Source organism: Sphingobacterium sp. SGL-16 (genome assembly GCF_011043515.1).
GTDB classification, from domain to species: Bacteria; Bacteroidota; Bacteroidia; order Sphingobacteriales; family Sphingobacteriaceae; genus Sphingobacterium; species Sphingobacterium litopenaei.
The window spans coordinates 55,506-72,492 of the sequence record NZ_JAAKGQ010000001.1; the positions used below are offsets into that span (position 1 = coordinate 55,506).

The following is a 16,987-nucleotide window of genomic DNA, read 5'->3' on the forward strand; positions in this document are numbered from 1 at the left end:
ATGCTCAGAAAGAGAGCTATCATTGAATGTGTAAATGTTGAACTCAAGAACATTTGCAAGCTACAGCATACTAGACATCGGAATGTCAATAACTTCTTGTTAAATATTTTAGGGGCATTGGCTGCTTATGCTTTTTTTCCTTAAAAACCTTCTTTAAACATTCAGTTTGAACAGCAAGAAAACCAATTATTCCTTGCTGTTTAAACCGAACTCACGTTAAATATGTAGTTCGTAGGGCGGATACAAATACATTCCGTATATTCACTACGTCGCCCTTTGACTTTAGATGTTCAAGTACTTTTTGTTCTATTGCCCTTAATAACTTTGTATCAGATACCCCATCTAAGACAGGAGCAACCATCAAAAAAGCTCGTTCAGCTTTACTATATCTCTAAAGGTATTAAATGACTTGCCGACATATGATAAACCTTTTTTAATGCCCTTATAAGCTGTATTTTATATTTTAGTATTCTAAATAATAATTGTATTTTTATAACAATTAACTTAGTGATGACTTAAATTATGCTTTTAAGGCTTAAGACTTTAATATTATTATTGAGTCTATTATTCGTGCTGTTTTCTTCATGTAATAAAGAACTTCCTGTAATTAAATCCCAAGAATCTATAAAGGATTTGATTTTAGATTCGATTTATTACTATGCTAAGGAGGTGTATTTTTGGAATGAAGAAATACCAAATTATAATATATTTTCTCCAAGAAAAAAATATGGGCAAATTTCACCTGATTTATTTGCGTATAAAACTGAATTATATGATATAACACAGTTAAAGATTGATAAAATTACTAATTTACCATATGAGTTTTCTTTAAATGGTATTCCTAAGTTTAGTTATATTGAAGAACGTAGTTCAAAATTTAAGTATAGTTCAATGCTTAGTAATGTTATTGAAAACAATAATATAATTACTGCAGAACTTAATAATATCCCTTATTTAAAATTTAATAACTTTCATAGTTTAGAAAATGTACAATCAATATTTGATAATTTTTTCTTAGCTATTTCATTGAAACGTCCTAAAACATTGATTATTGATTTAAGAGAGAATTCAGGAGGGTATATTGAAACAGTTGAATACTTAGCAAATCTTATTATTTCAAGTAATAATAATAATAAAGTTATGTTTTCTGAAGAGTTTAATAAGACTTTAATTGAAGGAAAAGCTAAAATACTGAGGAATCAAGTATATTTAGATGAAGAAGGGAAATTTAAAATTATTAATGGAAGACTCGCTACATTAGATGATGTTGATTATACGGAAAAAAATAATACATATTATTTTAGTAAAAAGGGATTTTTGGAGTCTATAGAACAAATTTATTTTATCACTTCTCCTAAAACCGCATCAGCAAGTGAAATGTTAATAAATGTTCTTTCACCATATATCAACATTAAAATCTATGGTGGAAAAACTTATGGAAAACCCATTGGAACTTTTCCTATAAAAATAAAGGACTATTCACTATTTATTAGCTCATTTGTAATAAAAAATGCTAACGGTTATTATAATTATTTCAATGGTTTTACACCTAACATATATTGCAACTATAGAAGTGAAGTAAATGAAGAGCTTAATGATGATTGTCTTAATTGCATTTTTTCAAACTTGGGTATTAATATTGAATCTAAAAATATTAAGATTTTAAGTAGACGAAGCAATCAGATTACTATGGATATAGATAGCCATAAAGAAGCTGTGAAAGGGAACTTTAAAATAAAACCTCTAAATAAAATAATTTATGAAAAAGAAAACTAATTTTTTTTTATTACTTTGTGTATTTTGTTTCTCAAATTGTTCTAAAGATTTAATAGAAGAAAGAAAATTACTTCCAAATAAATCAAATCAGTTAGCAGCAGGTGCAGATGGTGACCTTGACTTACTAGGTTATGGTATTGATATTACGAAAGATTTGTCTGGAACCTCGACTCAAAATGGAAGTACTTCTGATGTACGTATTTTTGATATGTCTAAATTTAGAAATAATCAAAATAGATGGATTGATATAAATGGTACTACCCATGGTTATGATTATTTTATTAGTGGTGTAACTGCGTATGACTATTCTAGGGATTATAGTGAAAAGAAATCAAGTTCATTAGCTATTGGTATCAGTGATCCCCCTGTGACTGTTAACGAAAAACCAAATTTTACTCAAACAATTAAGAGTGAAAAGAACTATGAAGATCAGACTATCAATAAATTTTCGACTAGGTATTCTTACGCTACATTTGAATTAGTTCATCAAATAAAGAGAATACGTTTCACTCAAGACGTAACTAAGGATTCATTAATAAAGGCTTTAACTCCAGAATTTTTGACGTTTGTACAGAATAATACTGCACAAGCAATTGTTAACCGTTATGGAACCCATATATTACTTGATATAAGTATTGGAGGAATTTTGAGGATTAATACCAGTGGCGATGTTTCATCGCAAAGCACAAATGAATTAAAAAGTTCTCATATTAAAACAGGTTTATCTTTAAATGTTTTTAAAGTGTTAAGTATTGATAAAGAGTCTAACAAAACTCTTTCTGAAAAAACACAGATTAATCAAGAAATAAGAGTTAAACAATCTAGAGCTATATACTTTGGGGGAACTAATTCGGGAAGATCTTTTTCCATTGATAAAGATGGTAATTCATCAGAAAACTTCAATGCATCTAGTTGGCAGAGTAGTATAAATGATCGTAATGCTGCATTAATAAGTATAGGTAGGGCTGCTTACATTTATGATTTTATAGCTGATCCAGTAAAAAGAAATCAAGTAAAATTAGTTGTTGAAAATCATATTGAAAATCATCAAATTCAACTTCATGAGGATTACACAATACAATTAATAAATATATTATCATTTGTAGCAAAGGCGGGACAACACCATTACCTTGCAACATCAATGGTTAATGACTTAAATTATTGGAGATATGAAGGATCAGGGTTTAAAGCTTTTAAAACTCAAATACCAGGAACCGTCCCAGTGAAGGTTTATGCTAGTCATTTAAGATCAAGTCATTATTTCACTACTGGAGTTTTAAATTCTACCAACACAGATATGAATTTTTGGAAATGGCAGGATGAGGGGGTTTCCTTTTATGCTTACAGTTCTCAAATTCCTGGCACTATCCCAATTTATGAACATTATAGTCCAAGCGGTACAGATCATTATTATAATCCACAATCAAATAAAGGATTAAATAATAATACATATTGGAAAGATATAAAGGGGCCAGTATTTTACGCTTATCCGGCTAATTATTATCAATAAGGTTGTTATTAATTTTTCAGCAGTATAATTTTTAAATTTGTCTGCTGAAAAATGTTAATTAATGATTTTGATCTGTTTCAAAGCCAACGCTGAAATTCCGTATTCTTCAGGTATTCTGAGTCCAACAAGATGTCCTAATGCGGTATAAAAGTAAAATCTTCCCATAATTCTAGATCCCGCTGGTAACAAAATAGCAATTTCCTGAATAAAAGCCATTATTTTTGGTATTGGTATTCAGGATAACGGCTATCTCTTTTGCTACACTTTAAAATCTTTAAACTGTTCATCTGTCAATTTCTTCCAACGAAACACTTTTGTAACCACTACAGATGAAACCTCTCCAATATTTTGTCCATTCTTTTGACAGCATACCTATCAAATAAAAGTTCAACATACTTTTTATCTGCATTAAACGTATCCGCCCTACGAACTACATATTTAATTACTGAATAATCTTCTTATAGTTCTGTGGATATAGATCCTTAAGGTTTTTATGATTTATTGAAGGATCATGTACAAAAGTTGTGGAGTAGATGAAAAATAATCGGATATTTGCATAGTTATATTATTCAGATACACAATTCATTTAAAGCTTTAATGGGATCAAGCAATATTTTGTAGGGTATATTTTAACCACTGAAATGGGTTTACCTCATGTTTTTTGCAGATAGCAAAGAACGAGTAGATCATAGCAGCACGCTGTGCTGCCTCATGGCTGCCTGCAAATAAATAGTTTCTGCGTCCTAAACAGCAAGGTCTAAGTGCATTTTCGCATTGATTTGTATCAATCTGTAGATTTCCATCATATAAGTACGCTGAGAGCGCGTCCCATCTGGTGTATGCATAAGCCATTGCTTTTCCGATCTGACTTTTAGGTAAAGTTTTCTTTATCTTCTGAAAGATCCATTTCCCCAATTCGTTGATGACTGGTAGCGATTTCTCAAGTCGCAGTTCCTTGGTCTGTTCTGCGGATAACTCCTCTTGTTTAGCTCGCTTTTCAATCGCATATAATTGTATTCTCATTTAATAAATGTTCTAATGAAGCTAAACTAAAACCTTTGTCCGATCTAGATCTCGACTTGTCTACATATAATATCTTTATCGGGTATTGAGGAAGGTCATTATGCTTATCATAAATTTGTTGTTCATATTTCGTTTCTTTACATTTGCTAAAAAAATACAGCTATTTTGGCATTGGAGTCACGATCTTTTGTGCTATCTGACAATAAAATGTTAAAAATTGAATTTTACTTGTATTTATTTTCAAATTAAACACAGATAATCAGCTGTTAATATAAATATCCTTTATGTTCTAATTTTTGCCAATAGAGTGTTATGAATAATCTTTAATTTAAAAACCTCTAATATAGTGGAGTAAAACCATTTTAACTTGTATAGCCCCCCTTATGTGCTAATTAATAAAATATTTGTATATTAAACACTATAAACTTAGAGCAAGATGCTATCAGTACATATTGTCCAATAACGAAAGATTATCCATATGTATCAGCGCTAAATTGAATAATCGATAAATGAAATAATCACCTTAAGTTTTTTTTGATATATGGACTTTCATAACTGGATACACTTGGAGAGATTATATAATAAAATAACACTTACTGTAATGAAAATTTCATATTTAACAATTTTACTCTGCTTAATTTGTTTTTTATCAATTTTAACATCATCCTGTACAAAGGATAATATAGAGAACGAAAGTCAAACTGAAGTTGATGTGTATTATGTCAAATACAAAATTTCCACTTCAGGTACTAGAATTTTTAGTAATTGGTCTGTAACTACACCTACTGGATTATTTACAAAAAAAGACTATAATACTAGGAATTGGGAAGGGACTTTTGGACCTCTTAAAAAGGGATTTAATTGTGTTGTACAAATAGGTAGCGGAGAGCCAACCATCCAAATTTATATTTCGAAGAATAATGAACCCTTTGCATTAAAGTCGAGTAGTACGGGAAAATCGTTGTCATATAAAATTCAATAGTGTTAAGCTCAATTACTATTGTTTATCTACTTATAGTTATATTGTCATCTATTCATACATTTGAGACAATATGTTCGTTCTATGCAAACGTAATAAAAGCGGTTCCACTAGTGTTCAGATTATTGATAAATCTTCTGGTCGGTACACTGTTCATCAAACTGTTGGCTGTTCTTCAGATTAACAAGAGATAGATCGTCTTATAAAAAAAGGTAAAAGGATTATTGATAGTACTGGTGGGCAAACCAGTATTCCATTTTATCGTTCCCAATAACTAGACTTCATCGATACCTATTTTGTATAGCTTGGATGCAAAGAGTCTTGTTGGTTCAGAGTTGTTGCTAGTGCATATTTTTAATGATATTGGCTTCAATGCTATTGATGAACAACTATTTTAACATCTAGTAATCAAGAATATAGCTATCTTATCACTAAGCTAAAAACGACCGATTACCGGATGAAGTATAAAGGCATATACGTGAGTGTTTTCGATTTATAGATTTTTGGATAAACTTCATCAAGAGCAAATAGATCTGGTCAAAGAAATAAGTTTTGCACATACTCTAGGTATTCTTGGAGGAAAACTATCAATCGTTTTCTACGATGAAACAACCTTGTATTTCGAGGTGAATGATGAGGATGACTTGCGTAAAAGAGGTTTTAGCAAAGATGGGAAACACCAACCCCCACAAATCGTACTTGGTTTACTAGATAAGTGAAAATGGGTACCCACTGGATTATGATATTTTTGAAGGGAACTAGTACGAGGGAGAAACGATGATACCTCTCATTGAATATTTCACTTCTAAATATTCATTTGAAAATTTGGTTGTTGTTGCAGACTCGGGTCTTCTATCTAAGAGTAACATACAAAAACTTAAAGATCGCGGCTATCAATATTTCAGGTGCCCGTATAAAGAATATGGGAAAAAGTATAACCGAGCAGATTTTGAACCTTAAACTAGGTAAAAAAGAGAGTGCAGAAATTAAAATGAGGGGGAAGATAAATAGCGTTTCTTCTGTATACTTTTTACAATCTGAACATCCTCAAAGAGCAGTGCTAGATTGCTCCACGACAGCTCACCTTTTTTAAGTGCAGATGTACCGAAAGTATATTTATAACCTATTGATTATAAATCTATAATTAGTATATTTATATAAATTAATCAATTATGCTACCTTATATATTATTGGTGTTTTGCACCATTGCCACTAGCTCTGCTTTAGCACAGCTCTATACTATCGATGGCAAACATACCTATGGCTTAGGAAGTAATATTACTATAGGGATTCACCTCAGCAAAGTCAAACACTTTCTTCCCTATGTTGAGGCTAATATTAATGCAGGTTATCTTTATCAGGGAAAAAGAGTAGGCGTAACCCCTCAGGTTCAGTATTCTTTTAAATGGAATACCTTTTCTACGCTTGATGAAGGGTTTTCTCATCAATTTTTTGGAAGTATACAGTTCCCCATTTCCTTTAGCACAGGGGAAAGCAAAAACAATAGGCATTATAACAGCAATTATAATCAGCCCTTCTATGCCTTCGCCGACTTGAGCACACCGGCAATCAAAAATCCGTATCACTATGCCTTTACCCTAGGAACGCAGGGAATACTTATGAAAAATCCTAAAGAAAATTTCAAATTTCAGCAGGTAGGTACCGTGAATCTTAAAGCTGACGAGTTTCATATATTTTATCAGAATGACGGAGTGATGCTACCTTTTATGATTGATGGGTATGACAGGTGGTACACAAGCAGTCTATTGATTGCCTGGCACAGGTCTGCGCACCAGCTGTTCAATCATTTTGCGCTGGCTTATAATCGTTTTACTGGGTATTCACCCCTTTCGTATGAGCTAGCCAAAAAGATAGGTGATAATGTCGTAGATTATAAAGAACAAGGAGAGCTACTATATAATGAAGATTACCTGAGATTTACTGCTGGTCACAGCCAGATTGGTAATATCAACCTAAAGGCTATTAATCCTGAACTTAGGGTTATTCAAGGACAGAAAGCTGTCCATTATGTAAGCAATATGCCTTACCATATTGATAATTCACAGCTGCGCTTTTCAGTAGATGTGCAGTCACAGATTTTTATTTCTAAGCACCTCAACAATGAAAAACATTAACGGTTTCATCTTTTTGCTCCTTTTTATGATGGTATGTATATCCTCATGCCGTTTTACACATTTTGTATCTCAGCTTCCAAGTAATAGTAACTTACAGGCGTTTTCTTTACCTTCTTTTGATGTGTATGTCAAATATGATACAGTAAATAATGTAGCAGAAGCTATCAATTATACTACCGCACTAATTAAAGGAAATGTAATAGTAGGAGTACATTATCTCTTTGTCGAAAAGGGAAACAGCGAAAATAGAAAAGTAATGCACTGCACACCTATACATTATTACCACCGGCGCAAAGGAGATGGAATCATTCGACATAACAACCCGAATTTTAATGATGCCTTGCATAGGAAACGCAGATATGTTAATGTCCGAGAAATACTCCGAATATTGGTAGGGAGCTTGGAGTCTAATAATGCAATAGTCTTTAAAACCTATGAAAAGGAGGTAAATCAGCAATGGCATATTAAATTTGTGGAAGACTCATCAGCTATACAGCTGCAGAAGGTTACTTCAACCTCCTTTAAGAAGAAAAATAAAGATAATGCAACAGTACTTATTGATTCTGTATTTTCCAAAGCTGTAATTTTCAAACGCCTGAATGATCCTCAGCTGGTCTTTGCTTCACCAAAGGACAGCTTGGTTATGCCGCTAATTGATACTTTTTATCTAACAAAATACACAAAAAAGAACAATCATGCTTACTTTCGGCCTCAGGAAGATTCGCTGTATATTATAAAGTTGAAAAAGAGGGTGCGACGAAGTATACTATAAAGATGCAGATGGTATTGGGGAGGAATTATTTATTAAATGATAATAATAGATTAGATAGCTATATAAAATATCTTAAGTGGTATGAGAAAAGACTCTCGTAATTTTCTTTATGTGCAGTATGCTAAATATTTGGAGCAGTATAATCCTAATATTTTTTTAATTTTTTAAAATGCATTTCAATTTTTTCTTTCATTCTCAATATAATTTCATTATCTGAATCATATATAGATATCTCGAAACTGAAACTCATTATCACAATATTGAAAACCCATATGAAGTTACCTTTCCGGTTTTAGTAATTTCCCAGCCATGAGCAAAAAGATCTTGTTTATTAGCATAATTAAATGGAGTCCACATCATTTTTTTTGTATTGGGTTTAAGGAAATGATTCTTAGTAAGATAAAGACTCCATTGTAAAAAATCAGGTAAAGAAATAGCCAATCCATTTGCTGCGTGCGACCTCAACCCTCCGATATGTAGCAACTTTTGAAATTGTTTAAGAGAATCATTAAAAACATATTTTTGTATCCGATTCGGGATTTTTTCAAGAGAATTAGAAGAGAATACTACTTTATTCTTTGCATCAGAAAATTGATTTTTCAATATATATTCTTCAAATCGTTCACCGCTTATCTTTTCAATAATCATTGCCAAAAGCATATAATTAGTCTGGTTGTAACTGTATTGATTTCCTGTTAAGAATTCCATTTTTTCTTTTGAAAGCCACTGCAGAACTTGATTTGCAGAAGTATCGGCTGGAATGCTGTCATATCGTGCAAAATCCGGAATACCAGACGAGTGCGACAAAAGATTCTCAATTCTTACCTCTTCCCAATCTTTAGGAAGTTGGGTAATATACTTTGCAATTTTATCATCTAATGAAAGCTTTCCACTTTCAATTAATTGAAATACAGCAATATTTGTTTTCAGCTTAGTCGTAGAATAAACCCTGAAAAGAGAGTTTGGATTTACTTTACCATCAGAATCTAAGTTTTCCTTACCATAATATTTCTGAAAAATAATGCTATCATTCTGTATAACACCAACTGCCAAACCTGGAATCTCATATGATTTAATTACTTTCTTAAGGTAATTGTCAATTATTTTTAATTTATTGTTATTTTGGCTAAATCCTAAATGTGAAATGTTTAGAAAGAAGAAGATAAACAGTGTTTGTTTCATTAGTTGCTGGTTTGGGAACAATATATTAACTTTTAATTTAAATCTAGACGGAAGTGTATATTTATTATTCAGAATATAGTTTTTTGGAATAAAAACAATTGTAACATTGACTTCGGGCGTGAGGAACTCAAGCACAAGCTGCTGCTGATCGAAGACCTCGACGGAGCGGAGAGTGTACTGTACCCGCTGCGGGAGCTGCAGAGCAAGCGACGTATCAGCAAAACCGTAACGCTAAAAGACAACAAGGGCAACCTGAAAACGGTTACGCTGAACGTGGAGGGGCCGGTATGCGTTAGCGGCTGTACGACCCGTGAAAAGCTGTAAGAGGACAATGCCAACCGCTGTATACTGCTGTATATGGACGGCAGCAGCGAGCAGAACAATAAGATCATGGACTACCAGCGCATGCTGAGCGCAGGGTTAGTGGATGAAGCCGCACAGCAGAAAATAAAGCATACGGTAAAGAACGTACAGCGGATGTTACTGCCGATCAGCGTGCGCATTCCCTACGCCACCTACCTGCAGTTGCCGGAGGCCGTGTTCAAGCCCAGGCGTACGATGCTGTTATTGCTACTGTTCACCGAAACGGTGACGTACTACCATCAGTACCAGCGGCAATTGAAAACGGACCAGACGACCGGCGAGCAGTACATCGAGAGTACGCCGGAGGATATCGAAACGGCCTTTACATTGCTGGAAACCACGCTGTTGAAAAAGAGCGACGAGCTGAGCGATGCGTGCCGTGGCTTCTTTGAAAAGCTGAAAGCGTACCTAAAGGAACTGGACACCGATACCTTCCACAGCCGTGATGTACGCACGGCACTTCGTGTCAGCCCCAGCAGCCTTGGCCGTTACCTGTACGAGCTTGACCGTACCGGTCATATCCGTATCGTCAAGGGCAACCGATATAAGGGCTTTGAGTATAAAGTACAGCTCTGGCAGGACATGGAAACCTTTGCGGGAGATACCAAAAAGCTGATAGCCAGCATACTGCAGCAGATCCGTTCAGTAACCCGTATCCCATCAGTAACCCAAAGCACGGATGGGTTACATAACTTGCAGAAAGACAGTAAGAAAGGAGCAGTAACCCATGACAGTTGAAAAATACAAGGCAACGGACTTTTACAGAACCCTGAATCCGCTGTACAAAAGACTGGTAGCGGGCTTTGCTGAATGGCAGCGTATACTGAACTACGAGAAGACCAGCCAGAGGGATTTGCCCAAGATGATAGCGACGTTCCTGAACTACATGCAGGACAACCAAATTACCGATCCTGCAAACATCAGCGATACCCATCTTCAAAATTATTACAGCTACCTCGAACACCGGCCGAACAGGCTTAGGGGCGGCTCGATCAGTAAAAACTACATCCGCAAGCAGCTGCAGGCTATCCGTCGGTTTGCGCGCTACCTTGGCGAGAGCGGCCACGGAAGCTTTGCTGTAAACATCAGAATGACGGGCAGGAGCAGCAACGTCAAGGATATCCTGCTGCCCATCGAGATCAGCGAGCTGTACGACCATACCATGGACGATCCTTTGGGGTACCGTGACCGTGCCATGCTGGCACTGTACTACGGCTGTGGGCTTCGCAAGCAGGAGGGGCTATTGTTGAACACAGAGGACGTACAGCTTGAAAAGGAACTGCTATTGGTCAGAAAGGGCAAAGGCTATAAAGCCCGCTATATACCGCTGGGCAGACAGAACCTAAAATACCTATCGGACTACCTGCTGTACGGCCGTCCGTACCTGAGCCCGGGCAAAAACGAAAAGGCCTTTCTGCTGGGCGTCACCGGAAAACGCTATACCGATGCGTTCGGGCGTACAATCAGACTTGAAAGAATGTCTACATAAAATAGATGAACTCGATATAGATATTTTATTTTTAGATATGGATTTTGGTGATCCAGAAGTAGATGGAAATACATGGTTAAGTATGCTTACGGATCCACCAGTTACTGTGGCATGCTCTTCCTATAGTAATTATGTATATAGTGCCAGAGAAGTTGGAATAAAATATTTTATCGGTAAAACTCCTAGCTTTAGAGCTTTAGAAGAATTACTTAATGATGTCGTATTAGAAGTAGATCGGAAAGCTGAGAAATCAAAAAGAGATGTCAAGCAACTTGAAATTAAAGATGTTTCAGGGGAAGAGGTTATGATTCAGGTTAAAGATATTCTATATGCCATAATTAACAATAATATTCTTACTATTTATTTAGAATCAGGAACTGTTGTGACGCAGATGTCTTTAAAGTCCTTTGCTAGTATGTTACCCCTAGAAGGTTTTGCTAAACCGCATAATAGCTATCTATTAGCATTAGATAAAATAGAAGTAATAAGAGGTAAACAAATATTTCTTAAAAATAAATCCAAAAGTAGAAAAGGGGATGAATTGCTACATATAACTCAAGAATTTGCCAAAGAGTTCAGACATAAATATGAAATCTTTAAACAGAATAACCTATCATAGGTTTTTATATAATATGATTTTTTGTATCTAGCGTTATATTTTGGTGTGCGATTATTAAATGTATTAACAATTTGATTAAATTAATAAGTAGATATCTAAAGCCTTCCCATTTGTGGAAGGCTTTTATTCTTACTAGGTATTAAACCAAAATCACAGTCTCCTTGTTCTCTGCATAAATCACAACAATTATAGAAGTGGAATTATGACAAGAGAAGAAATTCAAGAATTAATTAATAGCGACTTTCATGTGCTGAAAGAAGGAATTGCTATAAAAGTAGATGGGGAGATCATAGATTATATCCAGCAGCTGGATGAGAAGGATAGCCCGGTGTATGTATTAAAGGATTTATTGGATTGGTCAGACGATGAGCTACAACAACTACAACCCGCAGCCCTTTAAGCTTCCAGATTGGATGTATAATCTTTTGGGGTTGTTGCTGACTGTAGCATTGATCTGGGCGGTACAGCAAGGTATAATTGACAAAGTCTAAAGAGATTGCATAATAGCAATCTCTATATTTTAGTTTAAAGGTTGGATGATTCTATAGCGAAATGATGCGATTTACATGTATAGTTTGTAGGAAGGTTTCATCATGACTAATGACTAGTAATGTTCCATTGTAATGTTTGAGCGCAGAACTAAGAATATCTAAATTTTGAATATCTAGGTTATTCGTTGGTTCATCCAAGATAATTATATCTGGTGCTACCGTACGAATAGAAAGACAGCATAGCAAAAGTCTCATTTTTTCACCTCCACTCAGTAATTCGGTATTTGTATCCCATTTTTCTTTTGAAAATAAAAATCTGGAAAGACGCGATTTTATTTCGTGTTCTTGAAGCGCAGAACTGTTATAGGCCTGTGCCTGTTGAAATACAGTGAGGTTATTCTTTAACAAGGAATAATCTTGATCTATATACAGAGAGGTAGTATCTGCTCGCTGAAGTTGTCCTGTGAATGGCTTTAGATTCCCCAAGAGTAAGTTTATTAAGGTAGTTTTGCCTGAGCCGTTTTTTCCTTTTATGGCAATTCGTTCTCCACTTACAATTTGAAAAGAAAGACTTTCTTTCCACAGTGGCTTATCTTGATAGCGGAAGTTAATTTCAGTAGCTGAAAATAGAATCTTACCCTTATGCAGTTCGGAAACACCAAAGCCAAGCTTAATTCTATCCTGGAGTGGAAATACGGATTGCAGCTCATGAAGCTTCTGGGATATTCCATCAATTCTTTCGGCATGTATACCCTTTAATTTGGAAGTGCTATTCTCTGCTTTGTTGCGCAGGGTATTCATAATAATGCGAGCAACGCCAGATTTTTGCATTTTTTCTTTTCCTCTGGTATCGAGCTTCTGTTGCCTTTGTAAGGTTTCCTTTTCCTTCAATTTAGCTTTACGCAACTCTTTTTGTTTATGCTGAATATCTTTCTGCAGCGCATTAAGGCCTATATGTTTCTGTTCCTTGTAAAAATCATAATTACCTCCATAGACTTCTAGGCCACTCGATGTTAGTTCGCAAATGTTGGGCAATAGATTAAGGAGTTTTCTATCGTGACTCACGACCAGCAGACTGGAATTTGTCGTTTGAATAAAATTATAAAGGAGTTCTCGGCTATATCCATCAAGATGATTACTAGGTTCATCCAATAGAATGATCTGAGGAGAATGGATAAGGATACCTGCTAAAAAGACTTTGGTTTTTTCTCCTCCACTTAACTCGCCTAATCTTGTATTAAGGTTTAGATATTGTAAACCCCAATATGCTAAAGCTTCGTTGCAGCGTTCCTCGATGTTCCAATCGTTGTCCAGCCAGTTGTAATATTTTTCGTCTGTAGTCCCCTTTAGAATTTCCGATAGGGCTGTGATTTTTTTATCTACTTCTAAGGCTTGCGCAATAGTCCAATCATTAAATTGCCCATATATTTGAGGGATATAATATAGATTTCCTTCGATATAACGTTCCCCAGAGGTAGGCTCGAGTTGATTCGCTATAATTTTAAGCAATGTAGATTTTCCTACACCGTTGTTACCCAATAGCGCTACCTTTTCACCCTTATTAAGGGAAAAGTGAATGTTGTCAAAAAGTGTGGTGCCACCAAATGGTGTATATGAAATGTATTGTAGAGTGACCATAATTCCTTCTTTTAAAATTAAACCATGCGCACATCGTATCAGAAATACGGATGTCGGTATTTGTTTAGCGGAAAGAAATAAGGTATTACATACTGTATATATTATGGTCTTTGGTTTCAAAGATAAAAAAATAATATGAACTGTAAATAATAGGAATTTTGAATTACGAATAACGAGATACGAATTACAATTCTTGAAGTGGAGGCTTGTGATGAGGTTGTAATATATAGTCCTACCGAATCAACGTACGGAATTTCTAATTCTCAATTGTCCATGTTCAATTTCCATTGGCAATTATTTTATCCCTTCCTCGATTTGGATACACAATGGCAGAATATGGCTACAGTGATTGTTGTTTTAATAAGGAATTTTGTTGTATTACTTTTAAATACTATAAAATTATGGGTACAAAAGAAACAAAAGTGGCCCTTGTGACGGGTGCTAATACTGGGATTGGTTTTCAAATAGCTAAAGTTTTGGCGGAGAATAATTATGTCGTGTACATAGGTTCGCGGGATAGTGCGAAAGGCGAAAAAGCGGCATTGGAAATCGGTAGAAATGCAAGAGCATTGCAATTGGATATAACGGATAGCTTGTCTGTTGAAGCTGCAGTAGCTCAAATACAAAAGGAGCAGGGATATTTGTCTTTATTGGTTAATAATGCAGGTATTTCGAATATAGGCAAGAATGGACAGTCGATGGAGGAAATTCTAAATTCACAACGCGCCAGCAAAGCTTCTATAGAGGAAATGAAAGCGGTATGGAATACCAATGTTTTTAGTACGCTGGCTGTGACACAACGCTTTTTGCCGTTATTAAGAAGTGCAGATAATGCACGGATAGTGGTCGTATCGAGTGCGCTGGGATCAATGACCTTAAATGCGGATGTCACACATCCTTATCGTGCACATTTTGATGTGGTTTATGGTGCTTCTAAAGCAGCACTAAATGCGGTGTTTTTGTCTTTGGCCATAGAGCTGGAGCAGACAAATATTAAGGTGAACATGGTAAGTCCGGGTTTTACGGCTACGGCACTTAACAATTTTCAAGGGACAGATACAGTGGAGGAAGGCTCCCGTGAACCTATTCGTGTAGCATTGTCTGAAGATTTGCCTTCTGGAATATTTACAGGGCCAGGCGACTTTTCACAGAGACAGAATGTAATTCCTTGGTAATCTTACAATCATTTTAAAACCTATGGTCTATATCTTTCCATAGGTTTTTGTATTTTTTACTATGAAAACAAAAAAGAACATCTTATCCGCTTTCGTTCCATATCAGAAAGCCATAAAGCTTTTGGTCTACCAAAGCCCAATCATCCCTTGATAAGTTTGGTTCATTTTAATGATGAGTATCCTTTCAAACCTGAAATGGCTCCTGTCTATGATATACTTAATTTTTATAAAATTACTTTTATCACAAAGAATAGTGGAAAGTTAAGGTATGGACAAAACTATTATGATTTCAATGAAGGGAGCATGATGTTTTTAGCACCGAACCAATTGGTAGGGGGGACAGAATACAATAGTAAAACGTACGCTTATATTTTGCTTATACATCCTGATTTTCTGATGGGCTATCCTTTGGCACAAAAGATTAAACAGTACACGTATTTCTCTTATTCTTTTAATGAGGCTTTGCACTTGTCGGATTCGGAAAAGGAGACTATTCTCTCTATTTATCACATTATGGATAAGGAAATAAATAATAGAGTAGATGTGTTTAGTCAAGAGGTTATTATCGCGCAAATAGAACTATTGCTTAGTTATGTCAACCGATTTTATCAGCGCCAGTTTATCACGCGAAAGGCGGCAAATAAGGATGTGCTTCAAAATCTGGAAGCTCTTTTGGATGATTATTTTAATGGTGATAAGCCATTGCGTGAAGGTATACCTTCGGTACAGTTTGTCTCCGAAAAATTGAATATTTCTGCTGGATACCTCAGTGATGTGCTCCGCTCGTTAATGAATCAAAATACCCAGCAATATATTCATCAGAAATTAATTGAAAAGGCGAAAGAAAAGCTTTCCACGACACATTCTACAGTAAGTGAAATAGCCTATGAATTGGGATTTGAACATTCTCAATCTTTTAATAAGCTATTCAAACGTAAAACGCAGCAAACACCATTGGAGTTTAGAGCTGCTTTTGATTATCATTCGAAAAAATGCCGATTTTTAATTATCAATTGTTAATTATTAATGGTTAATTATTAATTTTCAATTGTTGATTATCCAAACCGTAACATAGTGGAGCTCATCGAAGATAAACTCATCACTGTACCGTATCGGTACAAAGGCTAACTTTTCCTGCTATTGCCGATCTGCTAAGGCGATATTTTCATATTTGTAAGGATGATGTTTGTATTCAAATATATAAATCAATGAGTTTAAAAAATTGTATAATACATACAATTTATCCAAATGTCGCCTAACAAACTTTTGCGAAAATGTAGGAAGGAAGAAACTTTGTTGCAAAAGTTTTAAGCGACGAGTTTTAGCTCCACTGAGCTCGGCTATTAGCTTTCGGTTTTGCATTCTTTTTTGAGGTAAAAAAGAATGAGCCCCTCGCGGCTCGAGCGAGAGTACAACGAGTTAATAGATATTTCACTGCGCTCAATATGACGGTGATAAAAAGAAGTTATTAGCAAGAGTGAATGATTTGTTCTTTTTACTTTTTAAGATATTTCACTGCGTTCAATATGACGGTGCTTGGGTTGCAGGAGAGTAGAAGATTAATTATCCATTAACTATTAACAATTATTCATCAATCATTAACAATTAACCATTCTCCATTAACCATTCCCTTGCAATCGATTACGTAAATATTTGTAATCAAATTGTTATAAAGTCATTATCAAGTTCTATTTTTATTATTAATTAATGCAATCGGTTGCAATTATAAGTATTGAATTATTACTTTATTGCGTAACTGTTTTTATTCCTCATAATAGGGGTAAAAGATTATTGCGTATTAAAAGATTTAACCAATTAGATTTTTGTCTATCTAG

Annotated in this window: 16 protein-coding genes and 1 pseudogene; 13 read left to right on the plus strand and 4 right to left on the minus strand. The window is 34.9% G+C overall.

Annotation, left to right across the window (positions count from 1 at the left end):
• The 3 genes from G5B32_RS17215 (at position 1) to G5B32_RS00315 (ending at position 3,286) form a co-directional block, all read left to right on the plus strand.
• Entirely contained in the window at positions 1–144 is a 144-nt protein-coding gene (locus G5B32_RS17215; protein WP_240898969.1) for a transposase, read from the plus strand.
• Between the two features lie 378 nt (positions 145–522).
• Complete coding sequence (locus tag G5B32_RS00310; RefSeq protein WP_165289483.1) at positions 523–1,776, plus strand: S41 family peptidase; 1,254 nt, start codon at positions 523–525, stop codon at positions 1,774–1,776.
• Positions 1,760–3,286, plus strand: coding sequence for an MAC/perforin domain-containing protein (locus G5B32_RS00315; RefSeq protein WP_165289484.1), 1,527 nt, complete (start codon positions 1,760–1,762; stop codon positions 3,284–3,286). Before G5B32_RS00310 ends, G5B32_RS00315 begins: the two co-directional genes overlap by 17 nt.
• Positions 3,287–3,340: 54 nt before the next feature.
• Here G5B32_RS00315 and G5B32_RS00320 read toward each other — a convergent pair whose 3' ends face one another.
• Together G5B32_RS00320 and G5B32_RS00325 are read right to left on the minus strand one after the other, a co-directional pair.
• Positions 3,341–3,502 carry a hypothetical protein gene (locus G5B32_RS00320; protein WP_165289491.1) on the minus strand — a complete coding sequence of 54 codons (162 nt, stop codon included), beginning with the start codon at positions 3,500–3,502 and terminating at the stop codon, positions 3,341–3,343.
• 393 nt (positions 3,503–3,895) lie between these two features.
• Positions 3,896–4,300: pseudogene (locus G5B32_RS00325) on the minus strand (IS66 family transposase); the annotation flags it as partial.
• Positions 4,301–4,910: 610 nt separating this feature from the next.
• Here G5B32_RS00325 and G5B32_RS17050 point away from each other — a divergent pair.
• The 4 genes from G5B32_RS17050 to G5B32_RS00340 all read left to right on the plus strand — a co-directional run bounded on the left by G5B32_RS17050 (position 4,911) and on the right by G5B32_RS00340 (position 8,195).
• Positions 4,911–5,291: a hypothetical protein gene (locus G5B32_RS17050; protein ID WP_206366749.1), complete on the plus strand. Its 381-nt coding sequence runs from the start codon at positions 4,911–4,913 to the stop codon at positions 5,289–5,291.
• Between the two features lie 500 nt (positions 5,292–5,791).
• On the plus strand, positions 5,792–6,007 hold the full coding sequence (locus tag G5B32_RS00330) for a hypothetical protein (protein ID WP_165289492.1): 216 nt from the start codon (positions 5,792–5,794) through the stop codon (positions 6,005–6,007).
• A 453-nt stretch (positions 6,008–6,460) separates the two neighbouring features.
• A complete protein-coding gene (locus tag G5B32_RS00335) occupies positions 6,461–7,423 on the plus strand; it encodes a hypothetical protein (protein ID WP_165289499.1) in 963 nt (320 codons plus the stop codon).
• The gene (locus G5B32_RS00340) at positions 7,410–8,195 is read left to right on the plus strand and encodes a hypothetical protein (protein ID WP_165289501.1); all 786 of its coding nucleotides are present in this window, start codon (positions 7,410–7,412) and stop codon (positions 8,193–8,195) included. The genes G5B32_RS00335 and G5B32_RS00340 overlap by 14 nt, the downstream gene beginning before the upstream one ends.
• A 252-nt stretch (positions 8,196–8,447) precedes the next feature.
• On the opposite strand, the gene G5B32_RS00345 is transcribed toward G5B32_RS00340, so the two are convergent.
• Positions 8,448–9,377: a serine hydrolase domain-containing protein gene (locus tag G5B32_RS00345; RefSeq protein ID WP_165289503.1), complete on the minus strand. Its 930-nt coding sequence runs from the start codon at positions 9,375–9,377 to the stop codon at positions 8,448–8,450.
• A 357-nt stretch (positions 9,378–9,734) separates the two neighbouring features.
• Here G5B32_RS00345 and G5B32_RS00350 point away from each other — a divergent pair, with 357 nt between their 5' ends.
• The 4 genes from G5B32_RS00350 to G5B32_RS00365 all read left to right on the plus strand — a co-directional run bounded on the left by G5B32_RS00350 (position 9,735) and on the right by G5B32_RS00365 (position 12,248).
• Positions 9,735–10,478, plus strand: a complete 744-nt coding sequence (locus G5B32_RS00350) for a hypothetical protein (RefSeq protein WP_165289504.1) — start codon at positions 9,735–9,737, stop codon at positions 10,476–10,478.
• Entirely contained in the window at positions 10,468–11,229 is a 762-nt protein-coding gene (locus G5B32_RS00355; RefSeq protein ID WP_165289506.1) for a tyrosine-type recombinase/integrase, read from the plus strand. The genes G5B32_RS00350 and G5B32_RS00355 overlap by 11 nt, the downstream gene beginning before the upstream one ends.
• Complete coding sequence (locus G5B32_RS00360) at positions 11,210–11,848, plus strand: LytR/AlgR family response regulator transcription factor (RefSeq protein WP_165289507.1); 639 nt, start codon at positions 11,210–11,212, stop codon at positions 11,846–11,848. The genes G5B32_RS00355 and G5B32_RS00360 overlap by 20 nt, the downstream gene beginning before the upstream one ends.
• Positions 11,849–12,050: 202 nt before the next feature.
• Positions 12,051–12,248, plus strand: a complete 198-nt coding sequence (locus G5B32_RS00365; RefSeq protein WP_165289509.1) for a hypothetical protein — start codon at positions 12,051–12,053, stop codon at positions 12,246–12,248.
• Positions 12,249–12,390: 142 nt separating this feature from the next.
• Here G5B32_RS00365 and G5B32_RS00370 read toward each other — a convergent pair whose 3' ends face one another.
• The gene (locus G5B32_RS00370) at positions 12,391–13,977 is read right to left on the minus strand and encodes an ABC-F family ATP-binding cassette domain-containing protein (protein ID WP_165289511.1); all 1,587 of its coding nucleotides are present in this window, start codon (positions 13,975–13,977) and stop codon (positions 12,391–12,393) included.
• Positions 13,978–14,378: 401 nt separating this feature from the next.
• On the opposite strand from G5B32_RS00370, the gene G5B32_RS00375 reads away from it, so the two are divergent.
• Both G5B32_RS00375 and G5B32_RS00380 read left to right on the plus strand, forming a co-directional pair.
• Positions 14,379–15,152 (plus strand): SDR family NAD(P)-dependent oxidoreductase, encoded by a 774-nt coding sequence (locus G5B32_RS00375; RefSeq protein ID WP_165289513.1) that lies wholly within the window; start codon positions 14,379–14,381, stop codon positions 15,150–15,152.
• 156 nt (positions 15,153–15,308) lie between these two features.
• Positions 15,309–16,172, plus strand: coding sequence for an AraC family transcriptional regulator (locus G5B32_RS00380; protein WP_240898963.1), 864 nt, complete (start codon positions 15,309–15,311; stop codon positions 16,170–16,172).
• Positions 16,173–16,987 lie beyond the last annotated feature (815 nt).

Excerpts from the sequence above, each read along its gene's own strand:
- G5B32_RS00320 (WP_165289491.1), bottom strand. The coding sequence starts at position 3,502 with ATGGCTTTTATTCAGGAAATTGCTATTTTGTTACCAGCGGGATCTAGA.
- G5B32_RS00310 (WP_165289483.1), top strand. The coding sequence starts at position 523 with ATGCTTTTAAGGCTTAAGACTTTAATATTATTATTGAGTCTATTATTC.
- G5B32_RS00315 (WP_165289484.1), top strand. The coding sequence starts at position 1,760 with ATGAAAAAGAAAACTAATTTTTTTTTATTACTTTGTGTATTTTGTTTC.
- G5B32_RS00375 (WP_165289513.1), top strand. The coding sequence starts at position 14,379 with ATGGGTACAAAAGAAACAAAAGTGGCCCTTGTGACGGGTGCTAATACT.
- G5B32_RS00340 (WP_165289501.1), top strand. The coding sequence starts at position 7,410 with ATGAAAAACATTAACGGTTTCATCTTTTTGCTCCTTTTTATGATGGTA.
- G5B32_RS00345 (WP_165289503.1), bottom strand. The coding sequence starts at position 9,377 with ATGAAACAAACACTGTTTATCTTCTTCTTTCTAAACATTTCACATTTA.
- G5B32_RS00335 (WP_165289499.1), top strand. The coding sequence starts at position 6,461 with ATGCTACCTTATATATTATTGGTGTTTTGCACCATTGCCACTAGCTCT.
- G5B32_RS17050 (WP_206366749.1), top strand. The coding sequence starts at position 4,911 with ATGAAAATTTCATATTTAACAATTTTACTCTGCTTAATTTGTTTTTTA.
- G5B32_RS00350 (WP_165289504.1), top strand. The coding sequence starts at position 9,735 with ATGGACGGCAGCAGCGAGCAGAACAATAAGATCATGGACTACCAGCGC.
- G5B32_RS00370 (WP_165289511.1), bottom strand. The coding sequence starts at position 13,977 with ATGGTCACTCTACAATACATTTCATATACACCATTTGGTGGCACCACA.
- G5B32_RS17215 (WP_240898969.1), top strand. The coding sequence starts at position 1 with ATGCTCAGAAAGAGAGCTATCATTGAATGTGTAAATGTTGAACTCAAG.
- G5B32_RS00365 (WP_165289509.1), top strand. The coding sequence starts at position 12,051 with ATGACAAGAGAAGAAATTCAAGAATTAATTAATAGCGACTTTCATGTG.
- G5B32_RS00355 (WP_165289506.1), top strand. The coding sequence starts at position 10,468 with ATGACAGTTGAAAAATACAAGGCAACGGACTTTTACAGAACCCTGAAT.